This is a genomic window from Planctomycetaceae bacterium (assembly GCA_041398825.1).
Taxonomy (GTDB): Bacteria; Planctomycetota; Planctomycetia; order Planctomycetales; family Planctomycetaceae; genus F1-80-MAGs062.
On record JAWKTX010000015.1, the window covers coordinates 16,948 to 35,499 of the forward strand.

An 18,552-nucleotide genomic window follows, 5' to 3' on the forward strand; every position below is an offset into this window, starting at 1 on the left:
GTCGTCCCGTTCATCCAAATCGCGTCGTGCAAAGCGCGAAGACAATCATGCGGACGGCATTCAAATGAAGTCGGTAGCCGATCGACTGATCATTGAAGCGTGCGGGGAGTTGCTGGGACCGAATGTTCTGGTTGTTCTGCTCAATGGGACGACGCTCGCCACGGGACTACGCGAAACGCGACCAGATTTCAGTTATACATTCTTTACGCCAGAGCATTTCTTCTTTCAGACACTTCAGACATTTCATTCTGAATGTCGGTCCATGGATCCGGATTCCGCCGAACAGACGTCGGCGATTTCAGACTTCGCCCTCCTGAGTTTGGGGCAAGACTCAAAAACGGAGATGGAAGTACGCCTGTTGTGCGATGTGGATCCCCCGACCGGGCCCTATGACAGTATTGCTTTCCCGACCAATGCGATTGGCTCGGCCGAACAGACTCAGGAATTGCTTCAGATCTGCCACCTGCGTTTGAAGCTGGGTGGTCGACTTGTCGCATCGACCAACAATCCCAAAGACAAATGGCTGCATGCTCAACTTCGTTCGATCTTTGACAAAGTCACGGTTTCAAGCCATCGAGACGGTGTCGTATACATCGCCAGAAAGCAGGAACACTTAAAGAAAGAAAAAGATTTCAGTTCGACTTTTGCATTTCGTTTCCGCGAACAGCTTGTCTCCGTCAGAAGTCGCCCGGGAGTCTTCAGCCACCGCAAAGTCGATGGAGGCGCGAGATCGCTCATTCGATCTCTTGACCTTCTGGTCCCGTCGGACGACGAACCAAACCGCGCATTTGATGCGAGGAAAATCGTTGATCTTGGATGTGGCTGTGGCGCCGTGGCCGCAGCTGCAGCATTGCAGTATCCGGAAGCACAGGTGCTGGCGGTTGACAGTCATACTCGAGCCATCGAATCGACTCGCCGGACCGCGACGGCGAATGGACTGAACAACGTAAGCACGATGCTGGCCTCAGATGCCATCATTCCGGAACCGAACAGCTGGGATCTGTTCCTGACGAATCCTCCGTACTATTCTGACTACCGCATTTCAGAGGTCTTCATTCAGTCTGCTCGGATTGCCTTGCGGCCAGGTGGACGTATTCACCTGGTGACCAAACTTACGGACTGGCACGAAGCCCGACTGAACCAGCTGTTTCGCGATGTCCAGGTTCACCGAATTGGTGAATATGATGTCCTGACCGCTCGTAAGCGATGATTCTGCCAGGCTTCCCCTGATTTATCGTTCGCACAGCCGCTACTGCTATGACAACGTTCGGAAACAGCACTTCCTCTGCAGGTGAATCATCGTCAGATCCATTGATGACACCGGTTCAGTTTGTTCCAAAAGTCGGCCCCAGGCGAGCTGAATTGCTCGCGAATCTGAACATCCGAACTGCTCAGGACCTGTTGTTTCATATGCCGACCAGTGTGAACGACTTTACGGACGTTCGTGCTGTCCCACGCCTGGAGCCTGATGTGGAACAATCCGTCCACGGTCGGGTTGTCGATCGCGACACACGATTTCTGTCCAAAGGCCGGACTCTGGTTGGCATCATGCTGAACTGCAATGGCCACTTTGTACGGGGTGTCTGGTTTAATCAGCCATGGATCTTCAGAAAGTATTTTGATAATCAACATCTGGTCTTCAGTGGCAAGCCTCAGAGAAAGAACGGGCAATGGCAGTTCAACAGCCCGCGCGTTCATGTGTTGTCCGATGACGACGATATCGAAAACGCTACGGGGGTTCTCCCTCGGTATCCACTCACTGATGGGATCCGGATGGACGGCATGCGGCGTATGACGCGTTCCGTCGTCGAGCACTACGCCCATTTCATTCCTGACGGATTGCCGGAGGCTTATCGTGAGCGGCATCGGCTTCCCGATTTGCAAACCGCGCTGAAATGGCTGCATGCTCCCGCTTCGATGGAAGAATTCAACGCGGCACGTCATCGCATTCTTCTGGATGATTTGCTGGAGTTTCAGTTAGGAATGGCATTACGTCGTCGCATCTGGAATCACAGACTTCGCGCAGAACCGATTCCGGTCAGCGCGAAGGTCGATGCCAGAATCCGACGGCTGTTCGACTTTCGATTCACGAAGGGACAGGATTCTGCCATCAGTGAAATTACAGCCGACATCAGGAATAACCAACCGATGCACCGACTGCTGCAGGCCGATGTTGGCGCTGGAAAAACGGCCATCGCTGTTTACGCGATGCTGGCGGCCGTTGCCGCCGGATTTCAGACGGTTCTGATGGCTCCAACAGAAGTGCTCGCTACGCAGCACTGGGAAACCTTTAATGAGCTACTTGCCGAAAGTCGGGTGAAGCGGACATTTCTGATTGGGGGACTGACGACAGCTCAGCGCAGAGATCGACTGGCGGGAATTGCCAGTGGAGACATCAGTCTGGTCATCGGTACCCAGGCAGTGATTCAGGAAGCCGTTCATTTCAGAAGACTGGCTCTTGCTGTCATCGACGAACAACACCGATTCGGTGTTCGGCAACGTGCCGGGTTTGCCAGTGGCACGTTCAGTCCGCATGTGCTTGTCATGACGGCAACTCCCATTCCTCGCAGCCTGTGCCTGACGCGATTCGGGGACCTGGATGTTTCGCTGATTCGAGAGCTTCCACCTGGTCGTCAGAAAGTGATCACGTCACGTGTCCAGGATGAAGCAGATCAGGCAAAAGCCTGGGATTTTGTTCGTCGGCAGATTGGCATCGGTCGCCAGGCCTACGTCGTTTGCCCCCGTATTGAAGAACAGAACGAAGACGACACCGCTTCGGCAGAGGCCGTCTACAAACAATTGACGGCGGGAGAACTTTCCGGACTGAAGGTGGAATTACTGCACGGCCGAATGGATCGCGATCAGCGGCACGAAGTCATGGACCGTTTTCGATCCGGAGAGACACACATACTGGTTTCTACAACTGTCATTGAAGTGGGCGTCAATGTTCCAAATTCCACCATTATGGTCATCCAGCAGGCAGAACGATTTGGGCTGGCACAACTTCACCAGCTGCGAGGCCGGATCTGTCGAGGCAGTTTTCAGGGGTACTGCTTCCTGTTTTCAAATGCCGAGACCCCGGATGCGGTGGAACGCCTGAGTGCCATGGAGCAGTCATCCGATGGATTTGAGCTCGCGGAAAAGGACGCCGAATTACGCGGGCCTGGAGACGTGCTCGGCCTGCGGCAAAGCGGTTCGATGCCATTGCGGGTTGCGAATCCCGTCAGGGATATTCACCTGCTGACAATTGCCCGCCGAATGGCTCAGGATCTGGTGGATTCCGAAGCATTCGACCAACCGGAATTCCGTGCACTGAAGACGACGGTTCTGGATCGATTCGGCGAAGCGCTGGACCTGCCTCAGACAGGTTAAGACGGCTTAAAGAAGAGCGCAGCCACTGTTTCTTCAAGGCAGTCTGACAAGAGTGCCGAAGCGTGTCAGGAAGTCTAAAGAGATGCCAGAACGCTTCTCAGGACATCCATGGAGCTGCTTTGGTATTCTTCTACGCGTTTCCGGGCAGCCTCGGCTTTGAGTCTTGAGGCGTCCGGCTGCAGCGCCATCTGCAGGACAGTCGGCGCAATATGCTCAACATCCCCGGGTTGGTCCAAATCAAACAGCCATTCCTGAAGCCCGATATCTTCCCACATATAACCCTTGGATGTCTGCTCTGCCCAGCGACAAACGATTGCTGGTATGCCGTGTCCAATACACATGATGGGTGAGTGCATTTCGTTGCCGAACAGCCCCGCACTTTGGGTGTAAGTGCTGACGGCTTCACCCGTCAGCCAATAGTCCGGCCGCCAGACGACGCGTTTTCGCACTTCCTCTGGCAGTGGTTCCAGAAGCATTTCCCGACCAACGGTCATCTGCGTCCGATCTTCCGGGCACAGCAGAATCTTCAAAGCGGTTTCTTTAACGACCTGGACAATCGACTTCCGCAATTGAGCATGGTCGTGTTCTTTCATGGCTTCGTTGCGTGCATGCTTGACCTCGTCGAACGGCACATTCTTAATCGTCCAGTAAGGTGTGTAGCGAAGTCGGGGAATGCAGCACAGGAACCGTCCCGCTTCCAGTTGATGTTGTCTCAGAAAATTCCCAGCCCGTTCGTCATCCCTCAAATCACAGGCAAATGCACCATCCGGACCAAACTGCATCACGGGAGCCGTGCACCCTTTCTGTTTGGCCAGTGCAAGCGAATGCGAGTCACGAAAAAATACGAATCGAGCTTCGCTGAGCACATCGATTGTCCGGGCCATTAATTCTTCGGACGTTGAACTTGTCGACGTTGAATTCCGCGACGGCAGGGTGATCCCATAAATGCCATAGGGCTTCCGGGTCGCTTCTTTCCAGCGAATGACATCCTTTTCGGCCACGAGTGAAGGGCCTGATCCGTGAAGCAGAAAGTCACAGTTGTTAAACGCCTGCTTCAGATCATCCGAAGTTTTCACGATCTTCAGCCTGGGAAATCGATCCTGAAGCAATTTCTCTACGCCATTATCTACGCGACTTGGCCATAAGGTTACGTCGATCTCCGGCAGGTGAGTTTCAAGAATTCGCAGGACGCCCGGTGTATGAGCAATATCACCGATATTGACCGTCTGCCAGGAAGACCGCAATAAAACATGTGCGGGGCGGCGACTGGCCCCAAAAACGGACGGACAATTGACTGCTCCGATGGCCAGAGCAGACAGGAATTCTCGACGTCGAAACGATGGCATGACAAGGCACTTGCTAAATTGAATGGCGCTAACTGGACAACATCAACATGCTAACCGATCAGTCCTTCAAATGCTCTGTTCAAAGACTGAACTGAACGCGACGCGACGATGACGGGAATCTGACCAACCCAGGTTTCCGTTCGGCCCAAATCCACACCAGTTGGTTCATCCCAACCGGTTTCCAACGGCCGGGCAGAAGAAAGAACACGTCCCCTGCACCCGCCTAATCTAATCGGTCCGTTGAAAAATCGAGACAGGCACGCTGGACGGCTGTAGACCGTCGTGTTTTCAGGTCTCCAGCTCGAGCCAGTCCAGTTCTTCAACAGGCTGCGAACCTAACCTTCCGCAACCAGCGTGACAGGCATCCAGGTCGATGGATCGAATGAAACAGGGAAATCATCACCCACGCTCAACGGTAGTTCGCCAAGTTCGCTGTCGTGAACAACCAGGTAGAATCCTATCCGTCCAATTTCAGCAACTTCGTTAAACCCGGGGAGTTCAGTTGAGGGCAACCAGACTCGCAGTTGGTAGCCATCTGTGGTCACAACGGTTTCGGCCCGACAATTCTCAGGATTCAACTGATGTCGGCTGTCCCTTTGTTGCGCGATTTCGAGACGGATGATTCTGGGTTGTCCCTGCGATTTTGAATCAACAGGAACGACTGCCAACGCGGTGCAGTAACCAGTTGCGGTGGACATCCGCCGTATGCCGGGTATCAATACAAATACTGACATAGTCTGAATTCTTCAGGTCTGCACTCCGTCCTTCAACCGCGAGCTTCTTGCCGGAAACGAAGACATTCACAGCAAGCCCATCCGGATTCCAGGCCATCCGTAACTGAAACGGTGCCGGACCCGTTTCGTGGTTGCTGTTGAGTTGTGAAGGAACAAAGACGCTGGAAGACTCCGGCAATTCGACGACACCGCTCTTCTTTACCAGGGTGTCGATTCGCGGAATTGCCGGAAGAAATTCAAACAGGAACGAGTGAGGTACGATGGGCGGCATTTCACGGGTCAGTCTTTAGTAATGGTTTCATCCAGGTTCAGGATCACTCTGGCAACCGCGGTCCATGCGGCCAGCTTCTGGGGAGTCATTTCTTCCGGCAATACGGGAGGGCTTGCGGGATCGATGGCGGCCAGTTGCCAGGCTTCTCATTGCTCTTCGATTCGAATTTTGAATCTGAAGATTCCAGAAAGAACGCAGGGCAGATGATTCGGCGTCTGACGGGTTTCTGGCAAGGCACCGCTGCATCATAGTATGAACAACCCGGGTGAATTCAGAACTGTCCGCGGTGTGCTGCATCTGTCGATTGGCGCAATCCAGGACAGCATTCAACGCCAGAGACCGGGCGCAATCGACAAACAGTTCTTCGTTCAGCGTTGTTAAGGCCTGCAGAGGCGTATTTGAGCGATTTCTGCGGACACAGGCCGTATCGCCTCGCGGCGTGTCGAAGTTTTCCAGGACCGGGTAAGGAACAGATCGAAAACGGAACGTGTAAATCGCCCGACGGTATCGATCTTCACCGGTTTCCAGGTTCCAGGTCTTTGGACCGTAGCTGGCGGGCGGCTGAAACAGAAAATCCGGCGCCGGAGGATAGACTCCCGGTCCTCCGATGCGTCGATTCAACAGGCCACTTGCGCTCAAAGCGATATCGCGAACAATCTCTCCGGAAACGCGAACCCGCGGTCCGCGAGCCAGCAGACGATTGTCCGGATCACGAGCATAGAGTTCCGGACTGACGCGCGAGGACTGCTGGTAGGTTGAGGAACTCACAATCAGACGATGAATGTGCTTCAGGCTCCAGCCGTGATCCATGAGTTCAACGGCCAGCCAGTCGAGCAATTCCGGGTGCACCGGGAATTCCCCCTGAGTGCCCAGATCTTCCGTGGTTTGGACAATGCCCGTGCCAAAGTACTCCTGCCAGATTCGATTAACGATGGCACGCGCTGTCGTTGGCGAATCACGATTCGCGATCCATCGCGCAAAAGTCAACCGACTGGAACCATCGACTGGCTGGTCATTCAGCCATTTCGGCACGCCGGGAAAAACCTGATCGGCTGGTTTCAGAAAGTCGCCACGAGTGAGCAGATATGTGTCCCGGGGTTTCGCTTTCTGCTGAAGCACGAGCTGTGTTGTTCCCTGCGGGTGCTTCTGCCAAAGTGATTCGATGGAGGAATTCAGGTCCTGCAGTTCCGCTTGCTGCAGACGCCACGTGCTGAAGACATCTCGGTGTTGCTGTCGAGTCCATTGATCAATGGATTGTTTCGCGATCTCGCGAACCGTGGCCGGTATTAAGTCGGCCTGAGGATCCTCGTGGTCGGCCACCGAGAGTCGAAAGCGTCCCAGATTGTTGTTCTGGTTGTCGTCGCTGTTCCAGCCGCCATGCATCTGAACCAGCCTGAATGTCACTCGAAACCCGTGCTCACTTTCGAGTGGTCGTTCCGGCACAAACACGGCATTGCGTGGCACGTTGCTTCGCCCGCCGCCAATATCCTGCCCCCATGCCGTCAGATTGTCTCCATCAATTGCGTATTCAATTGGCCCGGTCACTCGCTTCTTATTCGATTTATCATCGTAAATGGTATCCAGTAGACGTTCGGGAGGATTGACGTCTGCCGTTGCTCGGAGAAATTTAACTTTCACAGCCTTCGCAGCAGGATCCGGATTACCATCGGCCCGTAACGGCTGAACCTGAACATTGAATTCGGTTAACGCGGATAACCCATCGACGGAACGTCCCGGCCCGCCGTGCGGCAGATTTCCATCATTCAGCAGTTCGATCCGGAAACCGGTGAGCTTTCGGAAACTGGTCTGCCCTGTAAATTCCGTTGTGTGTCGTGTTGGCGCATAGCCCTGAGCCAGAATACTTCCGTCATCCAGCAGGTAGTGTTTCTGGCCTCCACTGCTGTCAAGTTCCGGTCGAATGATGTCCCATGTCGGAAGAGGTTTCGCGAGCCCGGACGACCAGTCGGCAAGACGCTGATCAACGCCAGGAATCATCGCCCGCGCCTGGTCCTCCAGTTGCCGGATCTCGGCAAGAATTCGATTGCGTTCGTTCAGCTGCGTCTGCGTGTAGACGGTCGCCTGCGCCTCGTCACAATTATTCAGAAATGCAAACAACTGGTAGTACTCACGCTGAGACAGCGGATCGTACTTGTGGTTATGGCACTGCGAGCACTGAATGGTCAGACCGAGCATCGCTTTGCCGATCGCATCCATCCGGTCGAACATGGCTTCCATTCGAAACTGCTCGGGATCCACGCCACCTTCTTCGTTAATCATTGAATTGCGGAGGAAGCCTGTTGCCACAAGCTGATCCTGAGTGCGATTGGGTAACAAATCCCCTGCCAGTTGCTGGATCAGGAACTGATCGTACGGCAAGTCGTCGTTCAGCGATTTCACGACCCAGTCGCGATAGAACCAGACAAACCGGGGCTTGTCTTTTTCGAAACCATCCGAATCGGCGTAGCGGGCCGCATCCAGCCAGTGACGTCCCCATTTCTCGCCATAGTGCGGAGACGCCAGCAAACGATCGATTTGGTGATTCCATGCAGCGGCTCGGCCGGATTGTTCTTCCAACGCGTCGAATTCTGCAAGTTCTTCGAGCGTTGGTGGCAGGCCGATCAAATCCAGGCTGAGCCGGCGAAACGCCTGGCGGGCGTCTGCCATCGGCGAGGGCACCAATCCTTCAGATTCCAAACGCGATTGAATAAATGCGTCGACAGGATGAACCACGGGGGCGCCGTCAGATGATTCAACCGTTGGAGGGATTGGTCGTTCTGGTGTCTGAAATGCCCAGTGCTTCTCGTAAGCCGCCCCCTGCTGAATCCACCGGCGCAGTATTTCAACCTCTTCCGCTGAAATCTTCTTGCCACTGTCAGCCGGCGGCATCCTCAGGTCGTCATCGTGGCTCAGAATGCGAGCCATCACTTCGCTCTTTTCGGCTGCTCCCGGAACAATTGCGGTACCAGAATCGCGTCGTGCAGTGGCGTTTTCAAACGTATCTAATCGCAGGTCAGCCTCGCGGTGCTCCTCATCTGCCCCATGGCACGAAAAACAATTCGCCGCGAGAATCGGTTTGATGTCGCGAGAATAACGGACTTTGGCAACTTCGTCAGTGATGGGGCCTTGGGCAACCGCAAGCGTCGAATCCGCTGGCCCCGGGCTCAACAGAGTCACCAGTGTCATGCAGAAGGACAGATACTTCATTGCTGAACCGTTCATTTCACATCGTGGGTAATGCCAGGAAGTAACACTCAGAATCGGATTGGATAGCGAACCTGAAAGTGTGCAAACCTGACAGTTGGTTGAAAAACAACGATGCAGGTCATCCGATACGTCAGCAGGGAATACGCTGGCCGACGCTCCGGAGCGTCGATCCCTCACTGATGCATCGGGCTTCCTGTTCAAAAGGGCTGCGACCACTCAGAGCCCGATTTCATCAGCCGTGCATGTCATCATCCTCAGTCACCGGTGATTTTCTCAAACCAATCCGGCAATGTCGAGCCCCGGGGCAGCGAAGCGGTACTGCTGGAATACAGTGTCATTGTGTGTTGCCTGCCGTACGGTTCCGCTACACTCGACCGGGCCGTGTGAGCAAACAGGCGTTTGTTCGTTTTGCTGGGCAAGAGGAGTTGATTTGATGAGGCTGTTAACCGGACTGGCAATTCTGCTTTCCGCGTGTCCTGGGTCTGCCGACGAAACTGACATGGCGCAGACGGAACGTATTCAGAAAATGGCGATCGACGCTGTGAATCAGCGACGTGACGAATCCTGGAAGATCGCACAACAAATCTGGAAAGCAGCTGAACCAGGTTATCAGGAAGTGGAGTCATCAAAGCGCATTGCCGACGCGCTGCAGGAGGCCGGTTTCCGAATGCAACGCGGCGTGGCCGAAATCCCGACGGCATTCACGGCTGAATTTGGCGAAGGAAGTCCCGTCATCGGAATTCTGGGAGAATACGACGCGCTGCCCGGGCTCAGCCAGACTGCGTCCACGGATCCGGAACCGCGACAGGACGGAAACAACTACGGGCACGGTTGTGGACACCACCTTTTCGGAGTGGCTTCGGCATCCGCAGCCATGGCTGTGGCAGATCAGATCCGAAATGGACACTTGAAAGGAACAGTTCGGTTTTACGGATGCCCTGCCGAAGAAGGTGGCAGCGCAAAGGTCTTCATGGTGCGTGACGGATTGTTTGGCGATTGCGACGCCGTTTTCCACTGGCATCCTTCCAGCAGGAATTCCGCCGGGGATCGAAGCAGCCTGGCACGCATCGCCGTGAAGTTTCAATTCAAAGGTCGCTCGGCTCACGCTGCGGGTTCCCCGGAACAGGGACGCTCCGCGCTCGACGCGGTTGCTTTAACGAACCATGCTGCGGAGCTGATGCGAGAACATACGCCGGAAGGAACCCGCATTCATCACGTCATCACGTCCGGTGGCGAAGCCCCCAATGTTGTGCCAGCTTTCGCAGAAGTCTATTACTACGTCCGCCATCCGGAGGCTCGCGTACTGCGGCCGCTGTATGAACGGCTGGAAAAATGCGCGAAAGCAGGCGCGCTGGGAACAGAAACCGAACTGACCATCAAGTATGAAGGTGGTATCCGGGAGATCCTGCCCAATCAGACACTCTCGACCCTGATGGAACGCAATCTGCAGAAACTGAACGACCTGGAATATACGGACGAAGAAATGCAGTTCGCAGTTCGCATGCGTGAACAAATCCCGCAACCGGAACCTTTGGAATCCATCCGGAACGTCAGCAACGTCAGCGGTACTGTTGGCAAAGGATCGACCGATGTTGGTGACGTCAGCTGGATCGTACCGACATCCGGATTCACAACTGCCTGCTGGATACCCGGTACCCCGGGACATTCCTGGCAGGCCGTCGCCTGCGGCGGGACAACCATTGGAGAGAAGGGTTTGCACCTGGCAGCGCGGACGCTCGCGGCATCTACCGTAGAGCTTATGCGAACCCCAAATCTGCTGCAGTCTGCGAAAGACGAATGGAAGCAACGAACAAACGGGACCACTTATGAGCCGCTGATTCCGGAAGGAATGAAACCACCGCTCAACTATCGCAACTAAGCACCGGAAGTGCCTCAGTTCTCAAGACTCCACAGAGTTCCGCTGACGTCAGACAATGCCCGGATACCCGACAGTTCCGCGGCTCGGACCAGTTTCCTGTTCCGCACTCGTTTCAGAACGGCCCCGGCAAGAGTTTCTTTCAGGCGCAACGATACGGCAGAAATTATTTCCGATGAACGATTTGGAATCGAATCCCTTTGACAATCCCTACGCAGCGCCGCAGGTTCTGTCGGTCGCAACAGAAGGTTCGACTGATGCGGAGCGACTGCGACTTGAGCACCTGTCGCACGAGGCTTCGGTGAAATCCATCGGACTCCTCTACGGCATTGGGGCACTCCTGGGAATCCCTTTTGCTGCTGTGGGCATCCTGACAGGCATTGCGATGAGCCGGCTGATATCGTCAGATTTGGCAATCACTGCGTTTGGCCTGTGTATTTTTGTCGCATTCGGATTCCTCGCATACGGTCTTCAAAGACTGCGTCCATGGGCACGCATCCCAACTGCAATTTTGTCCGGAATCGGCTTACTTTCGTTTCCAATCGGCACGCTTATCAACGGTTACATTCTGTATCTGGTCCTGAGTGCCAAAGGAAGGATGGTTTTCTCGCAACAGTACAGGGAGGTCATTCAGCAAACACCCCATATTCAATACCGAACATCCCGCGTTCTGTTGTTTGTGCTGTTCGTGTTCATCGCGATCATTGCTCTGGGGGTTGCCTCAGCGTTTTTTCTGCGCTTAACAGCCTGATAAAACGGGACCGGCTCGAGCTGGAGACCTGAAAACACGATGGTTTCCAGTCGTCCTGCGTGCCTGTCCTGGTTCTCCACTGGTTCTTCAACGGACAGCGTACAGCCTTCCGGAACGCAATGCTTCATTGCCGACGTCTGGTTGATTCGGGCTTCCTAAATCGCAGGCAGCTGTGGCGTTGAATCTGCATTGGCCTGCATATCCCGCAACATCTCGTCCACGGTCACCGAATTCACGCCTTCAAAACTGACGCGAACCGGCAAGGTCGTCAACTGATGGGTTCGTGTTCTGCGAAACAATGAGTCGCTCACTTTGAACTGCCAGATCACCAGTGCCACTCCACAGCTGACAATCAAGGCGAGCCAGCTGAGCCACGGGGTGAGTTCGTCGGCTCCGTTCGACGTTGAGACTGGTGCAACGAATTTGCGCAGTCGTCCGGTTAACAGAAGGGGGGTCAGGCCTACATCACCTTCACCGGATGAACCTTTGCGAAAGTAGCCTTCGCGTTTGTAGAAGTACGCCGTAAATTCGACCAGCGGAGGCTCTTTCGCGGATTGTACTGCCAAAGGCAGATCGTTGTCCGCAGCAACCGCCACAACGTGAACAACACGATTACCGGAATCCGGCAGAGATACCCAGGCATCGTAGAGCGTTTTCAAGCCAAAGGAGTTTGCATCATTTTGAAGCCGATCCAGTCGCCTTAACTGCCCCTTTAAGGTCCAGGGACGTCCGCGACATTCGTCGGGAGATGTCATGAAGACGGCATAGTAGCCTTCCGGCACATTCTGGATGGACTTACCTTTTAAGTCTGCGGCCAGCCGCAACGACGCGAAGTAAGATTCGGCTTCTTCTTTTCGAATCCCAATCACATCATCCTGGATCGGTTCGAGCAGGGCTTCGGGAATCCGGGGCAGATTGTCTCTTGAAACCGATTCTGCTGCGGGAAGGCCGCTTAACTCCTGATGCCGAGCGGCTTCGTTGGCATCCAGTGCCTGACTGTACTGATTGCTGCTGATGAAGATTTCATCCTGAGCCAGCGTGCGGGAACCAATGCTCGCGTTTCCGGCTACATCCTCCTGCGTTGCGGATGGCTGCTTCCCTGTAAAGAATGCCCAGAAACCAGGTCTCGCCCCAGCGCTGATCAGAATGGCCAGTAAACCAATTCCGAAAATCGCCAGGGTCAGCCGTCGCTGATCGCGCGAATGCAGAATTCCCCGGGGCTGTCCTTTTGATCGAAAACGCACGGCTTCCGCCTTTGATTCAGAGTCCACCGACCGATCGCATCAGCGTGCACGCTATGATTGATCGCTGTATTTGCTGAGCATTTAACCTGAGATCAGGCAAATCTCCCAGACCACCTATGCAACACAGTCTACGTTTTTTCGAGGAAATCTCTCAACCCACCTTTGTTTTCGCCAGAATACCAGACAGGATCGGCGATTTCGGGCATTTCCTTTCATCAGACGTACGTGACGACTCGTTACTTTTGTTTTGCCACCCGTCTTATCAGAATTCGCCTTCCCGTCGATCCTTCGTTTTACCATTGCGGGCTCTGTCCGCCGCATATCAATGGCTTCGTTCCTCGACAAAATTCAGCGTGTGAAGTCCAGACTGCTGGGAACAGCAGCCGCAGATATTCCGACTCCGTTCGAACTGCGTTGCCATTGTGGACACCGAATTACGGGGATCCGCCAATCCTCAGCGCAGCAGTCGACGTGCGGCCAATGCGGCGAAGCTCGATTCGTGTTGCCAGCGAACGTGTATCCAGCAACCAGAAGCGTCAAAAGCGAAGCGGTTGGTCAGGAGGTCTCCGAGCGTCTGGCCGCAGCGGCAAGGGAACTGTTACCTGCCGCCGGCGAATTGCCTGCTCGAACGGCAGAATCGCCGGCAAACGATCAACCTCACGGTGCTGAGACAGATTCGCAGACCGGCCGCTCTGTCCCGACGGAACCTGCCGCCGACTCGAAGCCGCGGCTCAACCTGCCGCAAATCGACCTGAAGAGGACAGCTAAGCGAACATTCACCCCTTTCCGATTGATCATGCTGGGAGCCCTGCTCGCAATTGCTGGCACTGGTGGATGGCTCATTCATCAGCAAAAGCTGGAATCAGCGCGACAGAATTGGCGGGCTGCCACCGACGAAATCGAAGTGGCACTTGAAAAAGGGCGGTTCGACGATCTGCCCGGCCTGCTCGACACGGCCTCTCAGGCGGTTCGAATCCTGGACCGACGCGATGCCGACGCAGCGACGGTCGTCAATCTGAAGAATCAAACCGAAGCCGTCCAGCGTCTTTCGTCGCTGGATCTGATCAGCGAACTGGAACGGGTCTATTCGGCCGCGGGACGTGTGCAAACAGACGACGTCGAAGCCAGTGTGGCACTCCTGACCGGCACCTTCCAGATTTTTGACTGCCCTTTGAAGATCATGGGGGATCGTTCAGATCGTGTGAGACTCATCCTGCCAATTGCAGTCAACGGCGACGGGATTCGAATTGAATCCGAATCCGCATTGCTGGTATTGGCGGCTCAAAAGTTGTCCAACATTTCCATCGTTTTTGCGGCAAAGATACTGTCTTGTCGCCCACCGGAAGCTTCCGGAGAAGACTGGATCATTGAGCTCGATGGACGCGACTGTTCATTAATCACGACTGCTCTGCATCTGGAGAAACTGGGGCTTTCTGTCGACAACAATTCTGCACTGCTTCAGCGAATTGAAGGACAGAGATCATTCATCGAGAACGCGGGACTGTTTGAACTCGAAGAAATCGACCTCCTTCGAATTCAACAGCGAACAGAACGGGAGAAGCAACTGTGAAACCAGCATCGCTTGTTGCAGTGGTCTCGCCGGCATTCGCCACAGAAAATCACAAACGCCTGCACCTGAGTCTCTTTAGATTCGCCGCAGTTCTGGCTTCCTGTATTCTAACCGTTGCTGTTGCCCACCCAGCCATGGCACAAGTGCTTGATGCGGGGACGCTGAATGGCCAGAAGGATCAGTGGGACGACTGGATGGCAAACGGAAAACGTCTGACCATCACGGGACGATTTGAGGGCCGGGCGGGAACCAGTTTCCGCCTGAGCAGGATTCCGTTCAGTTTCGAACCACCTCGAAACAATCCACTGCCGGAAAGAATGCGAGACGCCCAGAGGATAGAAGTGTCCGGCAGACTCATCAGTCGTCCCGGCCGAATCGTCTTTGATGTGAATCGCTTGTCTGTCCTGGGTACCGACACCGAAATTATTCGCGAACGGCAGAAAGAACTGCCGCCAGATGACGCGAAAGCGATTTACGATCTGGCGGACGAATTTCAGCCGATCGCAGACTTTTTTTCCGATGCAGCCCTGAATAACGAACTGATCGCACTCCGTGAAACAGGCTGTCAGATTCAGCGCAGAGAATTCCGGGACGACCCTGAAAGGCTCAGGCAACTGACCGAGTTTGCGAAACAAAGAAAGCTGAGCAATCGACTCATTGAATCGCTGAAGTTTCAGACCGTTGTCGCAGAGTGGAAATCTCAGAGGGCTGATCTGAATACAGTGATCAGACATATCGAAGAAGAAACGACAGGCTGGGACCAGCGTTCGGCAACGGGGACTGACAGAACGGAAGAACTCTTTCGCGCCGATCCTGTCGCGGCATTCGATGCCAGTGGAGAAAATGATCGTTTGTATGTCTGCCGACGTTTCTACCGCATGGTCGTCCTGCAGGCATTGCAGACGCAGCTGAAACCGGATGGTTCCAATGGTATTCAAATTGCGACGCAGATTCGGGAACGGATCCCCGAAGAGGTGACCGTTGCCGAGTCCATGGAAAGACGTGAACTGGAAACGCGACTGAAGAACGTTAAATCTCTAAGCCGAGCAGAACTGGAACAACTGGCAGACCTGCTGATGACACATCATCGTGGCGAGGATGTTCCTGCCGCCGTTGACGAGTGGCTGGCTTCGCAGGAAAAGCGTTTTCAAAACACGGGGCTATCCGGATTGCTGCGGACAGCGGATGAGTATCTGTTTGTTGGGCGTCGATGGACGCGCATCGAACACACCCACAAAGGCATCGATCTGCTGAAACAGTCCTGGGAAATCGCAAATGCACAATCGGTAAAAGATGCCGAAGGTATTGCCGAACGCCTGAAGACACTGGGCTGGGAACGACTCAAGGATCAGTGGATGACATCGGCGCAAATTGAATCACTTCCGCGCGACGATGTTCAATTGGCCATGCGGGAAGGTCGCGTCGTCAAGGGGATGACCGCAGAACAAGTGATTGGCACACTCGGTCAGCCCGTACGAATTTCACGCCTCATTTCCTCTCGCTCCATCCGCGAACTGTGGATCTACGACGGGCAGGGGTCCGCCGGCGTGATTGTGCAGTTTCAACGAACACGCACCGAGACTATCGCCAACGCTCGCGTCTCCAGCGTCACCACATCAAAAGGTCGATAGTCACCCACCAACGCAGTCGAAAGTGTCAGCAGCATTCCGCTGCGACAACACACTCACTTGCCAAATTTTTCAGACGGTCTTGACTGGACCACTGCTGAAAACCACACGAACAGCAACCCCAAACAAGAGCAAAGAACATCTTCAGAGGCGTGCAAGGACTGGCGATCCCCCGCTGACGCATCGGGTACCGTTCTTTGAGAGGTGTGTTACGTATTAACCGCGGCCGCCGAGGAAGGAGGCGCTATCGGCAAGGCGGCGGCGAAACGAGGACGTTTGTTCGGCCAGCTTTGCCAGTTGCTGCTGATCCTGCTTCACCCGATGAACTTCAGATTCGAGGCCTGGAAACAATCCGTTCACGAGTCGCACGTCGGCCATCGACTGGGCCAGCTGCCGGATACGTGCGGTCAATCCGCGCCGTAGTCTCCACGTAAAACTCAGAACCAGCACACCGGACCACAACAGCAGGAAGATCATGGCAGGAACGTAGAAGTCGATGGTCAGCAGCGGTTCTGAATGCCCGGCGTCAGAGACCAATGGTTTCAGAAAGGAAGACCAGAAGAAATTGTGTCCAATGCGAGCAATCAGAAAGACCACATACAACAGAAACAAAGTTTCGTAGCGGGCTCTCGTCAACCATCCGCAATGACTGGCTGCCAGTTCCTCAATCAGTAAATCGATTCCGCGTCGCGCGTCCAGCAGAAATTCGCTTTCAAGCGTTGCGGCCTGAGTTCGTAACACGGCTAAATCATGGCGACTTTCAACCGCGGCGGTTTGGGGCAATCCGGCTGCTCGAACGTATCCGGATACGACAACTCGGGATTCATGCAGTTCCTGATCACTGATTCCAAAAGTGGAAAGTCGATCAAGATTCAGATCGGCCTCCTGTTCCTGAGCTCTTGACTTCAGCCAGCGTGCGCCCTGCATCGCCCCGATCAACGCCATTTGAGCGGATGTGCGAGCGCGAAAGAAACTGAAGGATGCGATAAATGCTCCCAGACCGTTGTAGAGACGAAGGACCGTAGAAAACGGACTAAAGCCCCACATGTCGGTCACGGCCGAGAGAAGACGTCGCTCCCAGAGATGACGGTTCAGCAGTAGTTCGTCCGTCAGTTGTTTGTTCAGGGTGTCACGAAGTCGCGTCCGCTGTTCATCGAGGGCAATCTGAAGTTTCTCGACCGCTGGCAGGGCGTTGCGATAGTCTGCTTGTGCAATGTTCAAAGCCTCTTCCAGCAGATCAGCGACGTTAGCCCTTCGTATCGCCACTCGCCGGGAAGCGCCCAGCTGATGGGTGAGCAATTCAACCAACCGTCCAAAATCTCCACCTGGCTGATGCCCCTGCTTTTGTTCCTGCAAAGCAAGTCGTGAATCAACAAAAAACATGTCGGGAACCTGCCATTGCCCGGAAAGCACATTCTTCCAGTCATCACGGATATCAGAATCCACGTCCGCGTGGGTTTGTACAAAGACCAGACGACATCCGGTTGCGACGTCGGCAAGCTCATCAACAACACGTGCGCTTCGATATTTCTGCTGAGTCGAAACATAGATCAGCACATCACAGTGGGGAACGATGGATCTCAAAAGAGCCAGATTCGTTCCTGTACCCGCGGTTTCGCTGGTATCCGGGTCGGGACAGTCGATCAGCACCAGTTCTTTCAGCACCGGCGAATCTACGGTCTTTAAATGGAATCGAGACAAATCCAACCCCAGTGCGCTGGCATCGATTGAAGGATGCACCAGCAGAATCGGAATTGTCGTTGTCGGACGCTGCCGACCGGCGGTCGTCACCTCTTCGCCGACGAGCGCATTGACCAGACTACTCTTGCCCGTTCCCGTGCCGCCGAATGTTGCGACCACCAACGGCGATTGCAAACGAATGCGCAGCGATTCCACACGGTTGAGAACTCGCCCCACCAGATTCCGGGCCTTGCGAGCCGGTGGCCAGTCCGGGCAATCCGAAATCCACTGCTGCGTTCGCTGAGTCAGATCGTCAACTTCTGCCAGAACCGCAATCTGCTCAAGTTCCGAATGGGAGTTCATAAATTGAAAAGCCTCTGGACCGCGCGATGGCAGTGTTTCTTCAAGTGACAGCAACGCGATAGCTCAGGCAATTCCCCATTTCCCGGCATGACCAATCCGGCCTGACTCCCTTCACCCGGGAATTCGAGGTCCGTGAAAGCCCTGTCTGACCCTGGCTGCCGGTCCAGCACTTTGAAAAACCGTTGCGAAACATCTGAATCCGGAAACACTTGTGAATCCAGAAATACCGGCCCGGGTCACCTCTGTTGGAATTGTCCGTCGCTCGTGCAGTGTAACGAAAGCAACGAGACCAGGCTATTTCCCGGACCCGGCGCCTGTTTACAGTCGCCATTCTTTTCCCTGTCCCGGAACGTGAACCACGACACAAGGCTTTCGACGAAACGGACGAATCCGTTGATCATCGTTCTTACAACGTGGTCCTCACATTGAATACCATCCCTGCATCCGCTGCTGCCATGTGCTATATTCCGGCAGCGTGTTTCGTTCATTCCCGGCGGTTCCTGAAGCGTTGAT

12 protein-coding genes are annotated in these 18,552 nt (G+C 54.5%); 6 read left to right on the forward strand and 6 right to left on the reverse strand.

Annotated elements, in window-relative coordinates:
* The first annotated feature begins 64 nt into the window (after nucleotides 1-64).
* Nucleotides 65-1,210, forward strand: coding sequence for a methyltransferase (locus R3C20_22205; protein MEZ6043218.1), 1,146 nt, complete (start codon nucleotides 65-67; stop codon nucleotides 1,208-1,210).
* Nucleotides 1,211-1,257: 47 nt separating this feature from the next.
* Entirely contained in the window at nucleotides 1,258-3,372 is a 2,115-nt protein-coding gene (gene recG / locus R3C20_22210) for an ATP-dependent DNA helicase RecG (protein MEZ6043219.1), read from the forward strand.
* Nucleotides 3,373-3,446: 74 nt separating this feature from the next.
* On the opposite strand, the gene R3C20_22215 is transcribed toward recG, so the two are convergent.
* The 4 genes from R3C20_22215 to R3C20_22230 form a co-directional block, all read right to left on the reverse strand.
* Nucleotides 3,447-4,718: a polysaccharide pyruvyl transferase family protein gene (locus R3C20_22215; protein MEZ6043220.1), complete on the reverse strand. Its 1,272-nt coding sequence runs from the start codon at nucleotides 4,716-4,718 to the stop codon at nucleotides 3,447-3,449.
* 335 nt (nucleotides 4,719-5,053) lie between these two features.
* Nucleotides 5,054-5,416 carry a hypothetical protein gene (locus R3C20_22220; GenBank protein MEZ6043221.1) on the reverse strand — a complete coding sequence of 121 codons (363 nt, stop codon included), beginning with the start codon at nucleotides 5,414-5,416 and terminating at the stop codon, nucleotides 5,054-5,056.
* Complete coding sequence (locus tag R3C20_22225; protein ID MEZ6043222.1) at nucleotides 5,367-5,723, reverse strand: hypothetical protein; 357 nt, start codon at nucleotides 5,721-5,723, stop codon at nucleotides 5,367-5,369. Before R3C20_22225 ends, R3C20_22220 begins: the two co-directional genes overlap by 50 nt.
* 27 nt (nucleotides 5,724-5,750) lie before the next feature.
* Nucleotides 5,751-8,927 carry a PSD1 and planctomycete cytochrome C domain-containing protein gene (locus tag R3C20_22230; GenBank protein ID MEZ6043223.1) on the reverse strand — a complete coding sequence of 1,059 codons (3,177 nt, stop codon included), beginning with the start codon at nucleotides 8,925-8,927 and terminating at the stop codon, nucleotides 5,751-5,753.
* Nucleotides 8,928-9,360: 433 nt separating this feature from the next.
* On the opposite strand from R3C20_22230, the gene R3C20_22235 reads away from it, so the two are divergent.
* On the forward strand, nucleotides 9,361-10,806 hold the full coding sequence (locus tag R3C20_22235) for an amidohydrolase (protein ID MEZ6043224.1): 1,446 nt from the start codon (nucleotides 9,361-9,363) through the stop codon (nucleotides 10,804-10,806).
* 172 nt (nucleotides 10,807-10,978) lie between these two features.
* Nucleotides 10,979-11,554: a hypothetical protein gene (locus R3C20_22240; protein ID MEZ6043225.1), complete on the forward strand. Its 576-nt coding sequence runs from the start codon at nucleotides 10,979-10,981 to the stop codon at nucleotides 11,552-11,554.
* A gap of 155 nt (nucleotides 11,555-11,709) precedes the next feature.
* Here R3C20_22240 and R3C20_22245 read toward each other — a convergent pair whose 3' ends face one another.
* A complete protein-coding gene (locus R3C20_22245) occupies nucleotides 11,710-12,798 on the reverse strand; it encodes a hypothetical protein (GenBank protein MEZ6043226.1) in 1,089 nt (362 codons plus the stop codon).
* A 325-nt stretch (nucleotides 12,799-13,123) separates the two neighbouring features.
* Between R3C20_22245 and R3C20_22250 the strand changes: the two genes are divergently transcribed.
* Nucleotides 13,124-14,368 carry a hypothetical protein gene (locus R3C20_22250; protein MEZ6043227.1) on the forward strand — a complete coding sequence of 415 codons (1,245 nt, stop codon included), beginning with the start codon at nucleotides 13,124-13,126 and terminating at the stop codon, nucleotides 14,366-14,368.
* Complete coding sequence (locus tag R3C20_22255) at nucleotides 14,365-15,999, forward strand: hypothetical protein (GenBank protein ID MEZ6043228.1); 1,635 nt, start codon at nucleotides 14,365-14,367, stop codon at nucleotides 15,997-15,999. Before R3C20_22250 ends, R3C20_22255 begins: the two co-directional genes overlap by 4 nt.
* A 213-nt stretch (nucleotides 16,000-16,212) precedes the next feature.
* On the opposite strand, the gene R3C20_22260 is transcribed toward R3C20_22255, so the two are convergent.
* On the reverse strand, nucleotides 16,213-18,039 hold the full coding sequence (locus tag R3C20_22260) for a GTPase domain-containing protein (protein ID MEZ6043229.1): 1,827 nt from the start codon (nucleotides 18,037-18,039) through the stop codon (nucleotides 16,213-16,215).
* Nucleotides 18,040-18,552: the final 513 nt, after the last annotated feature.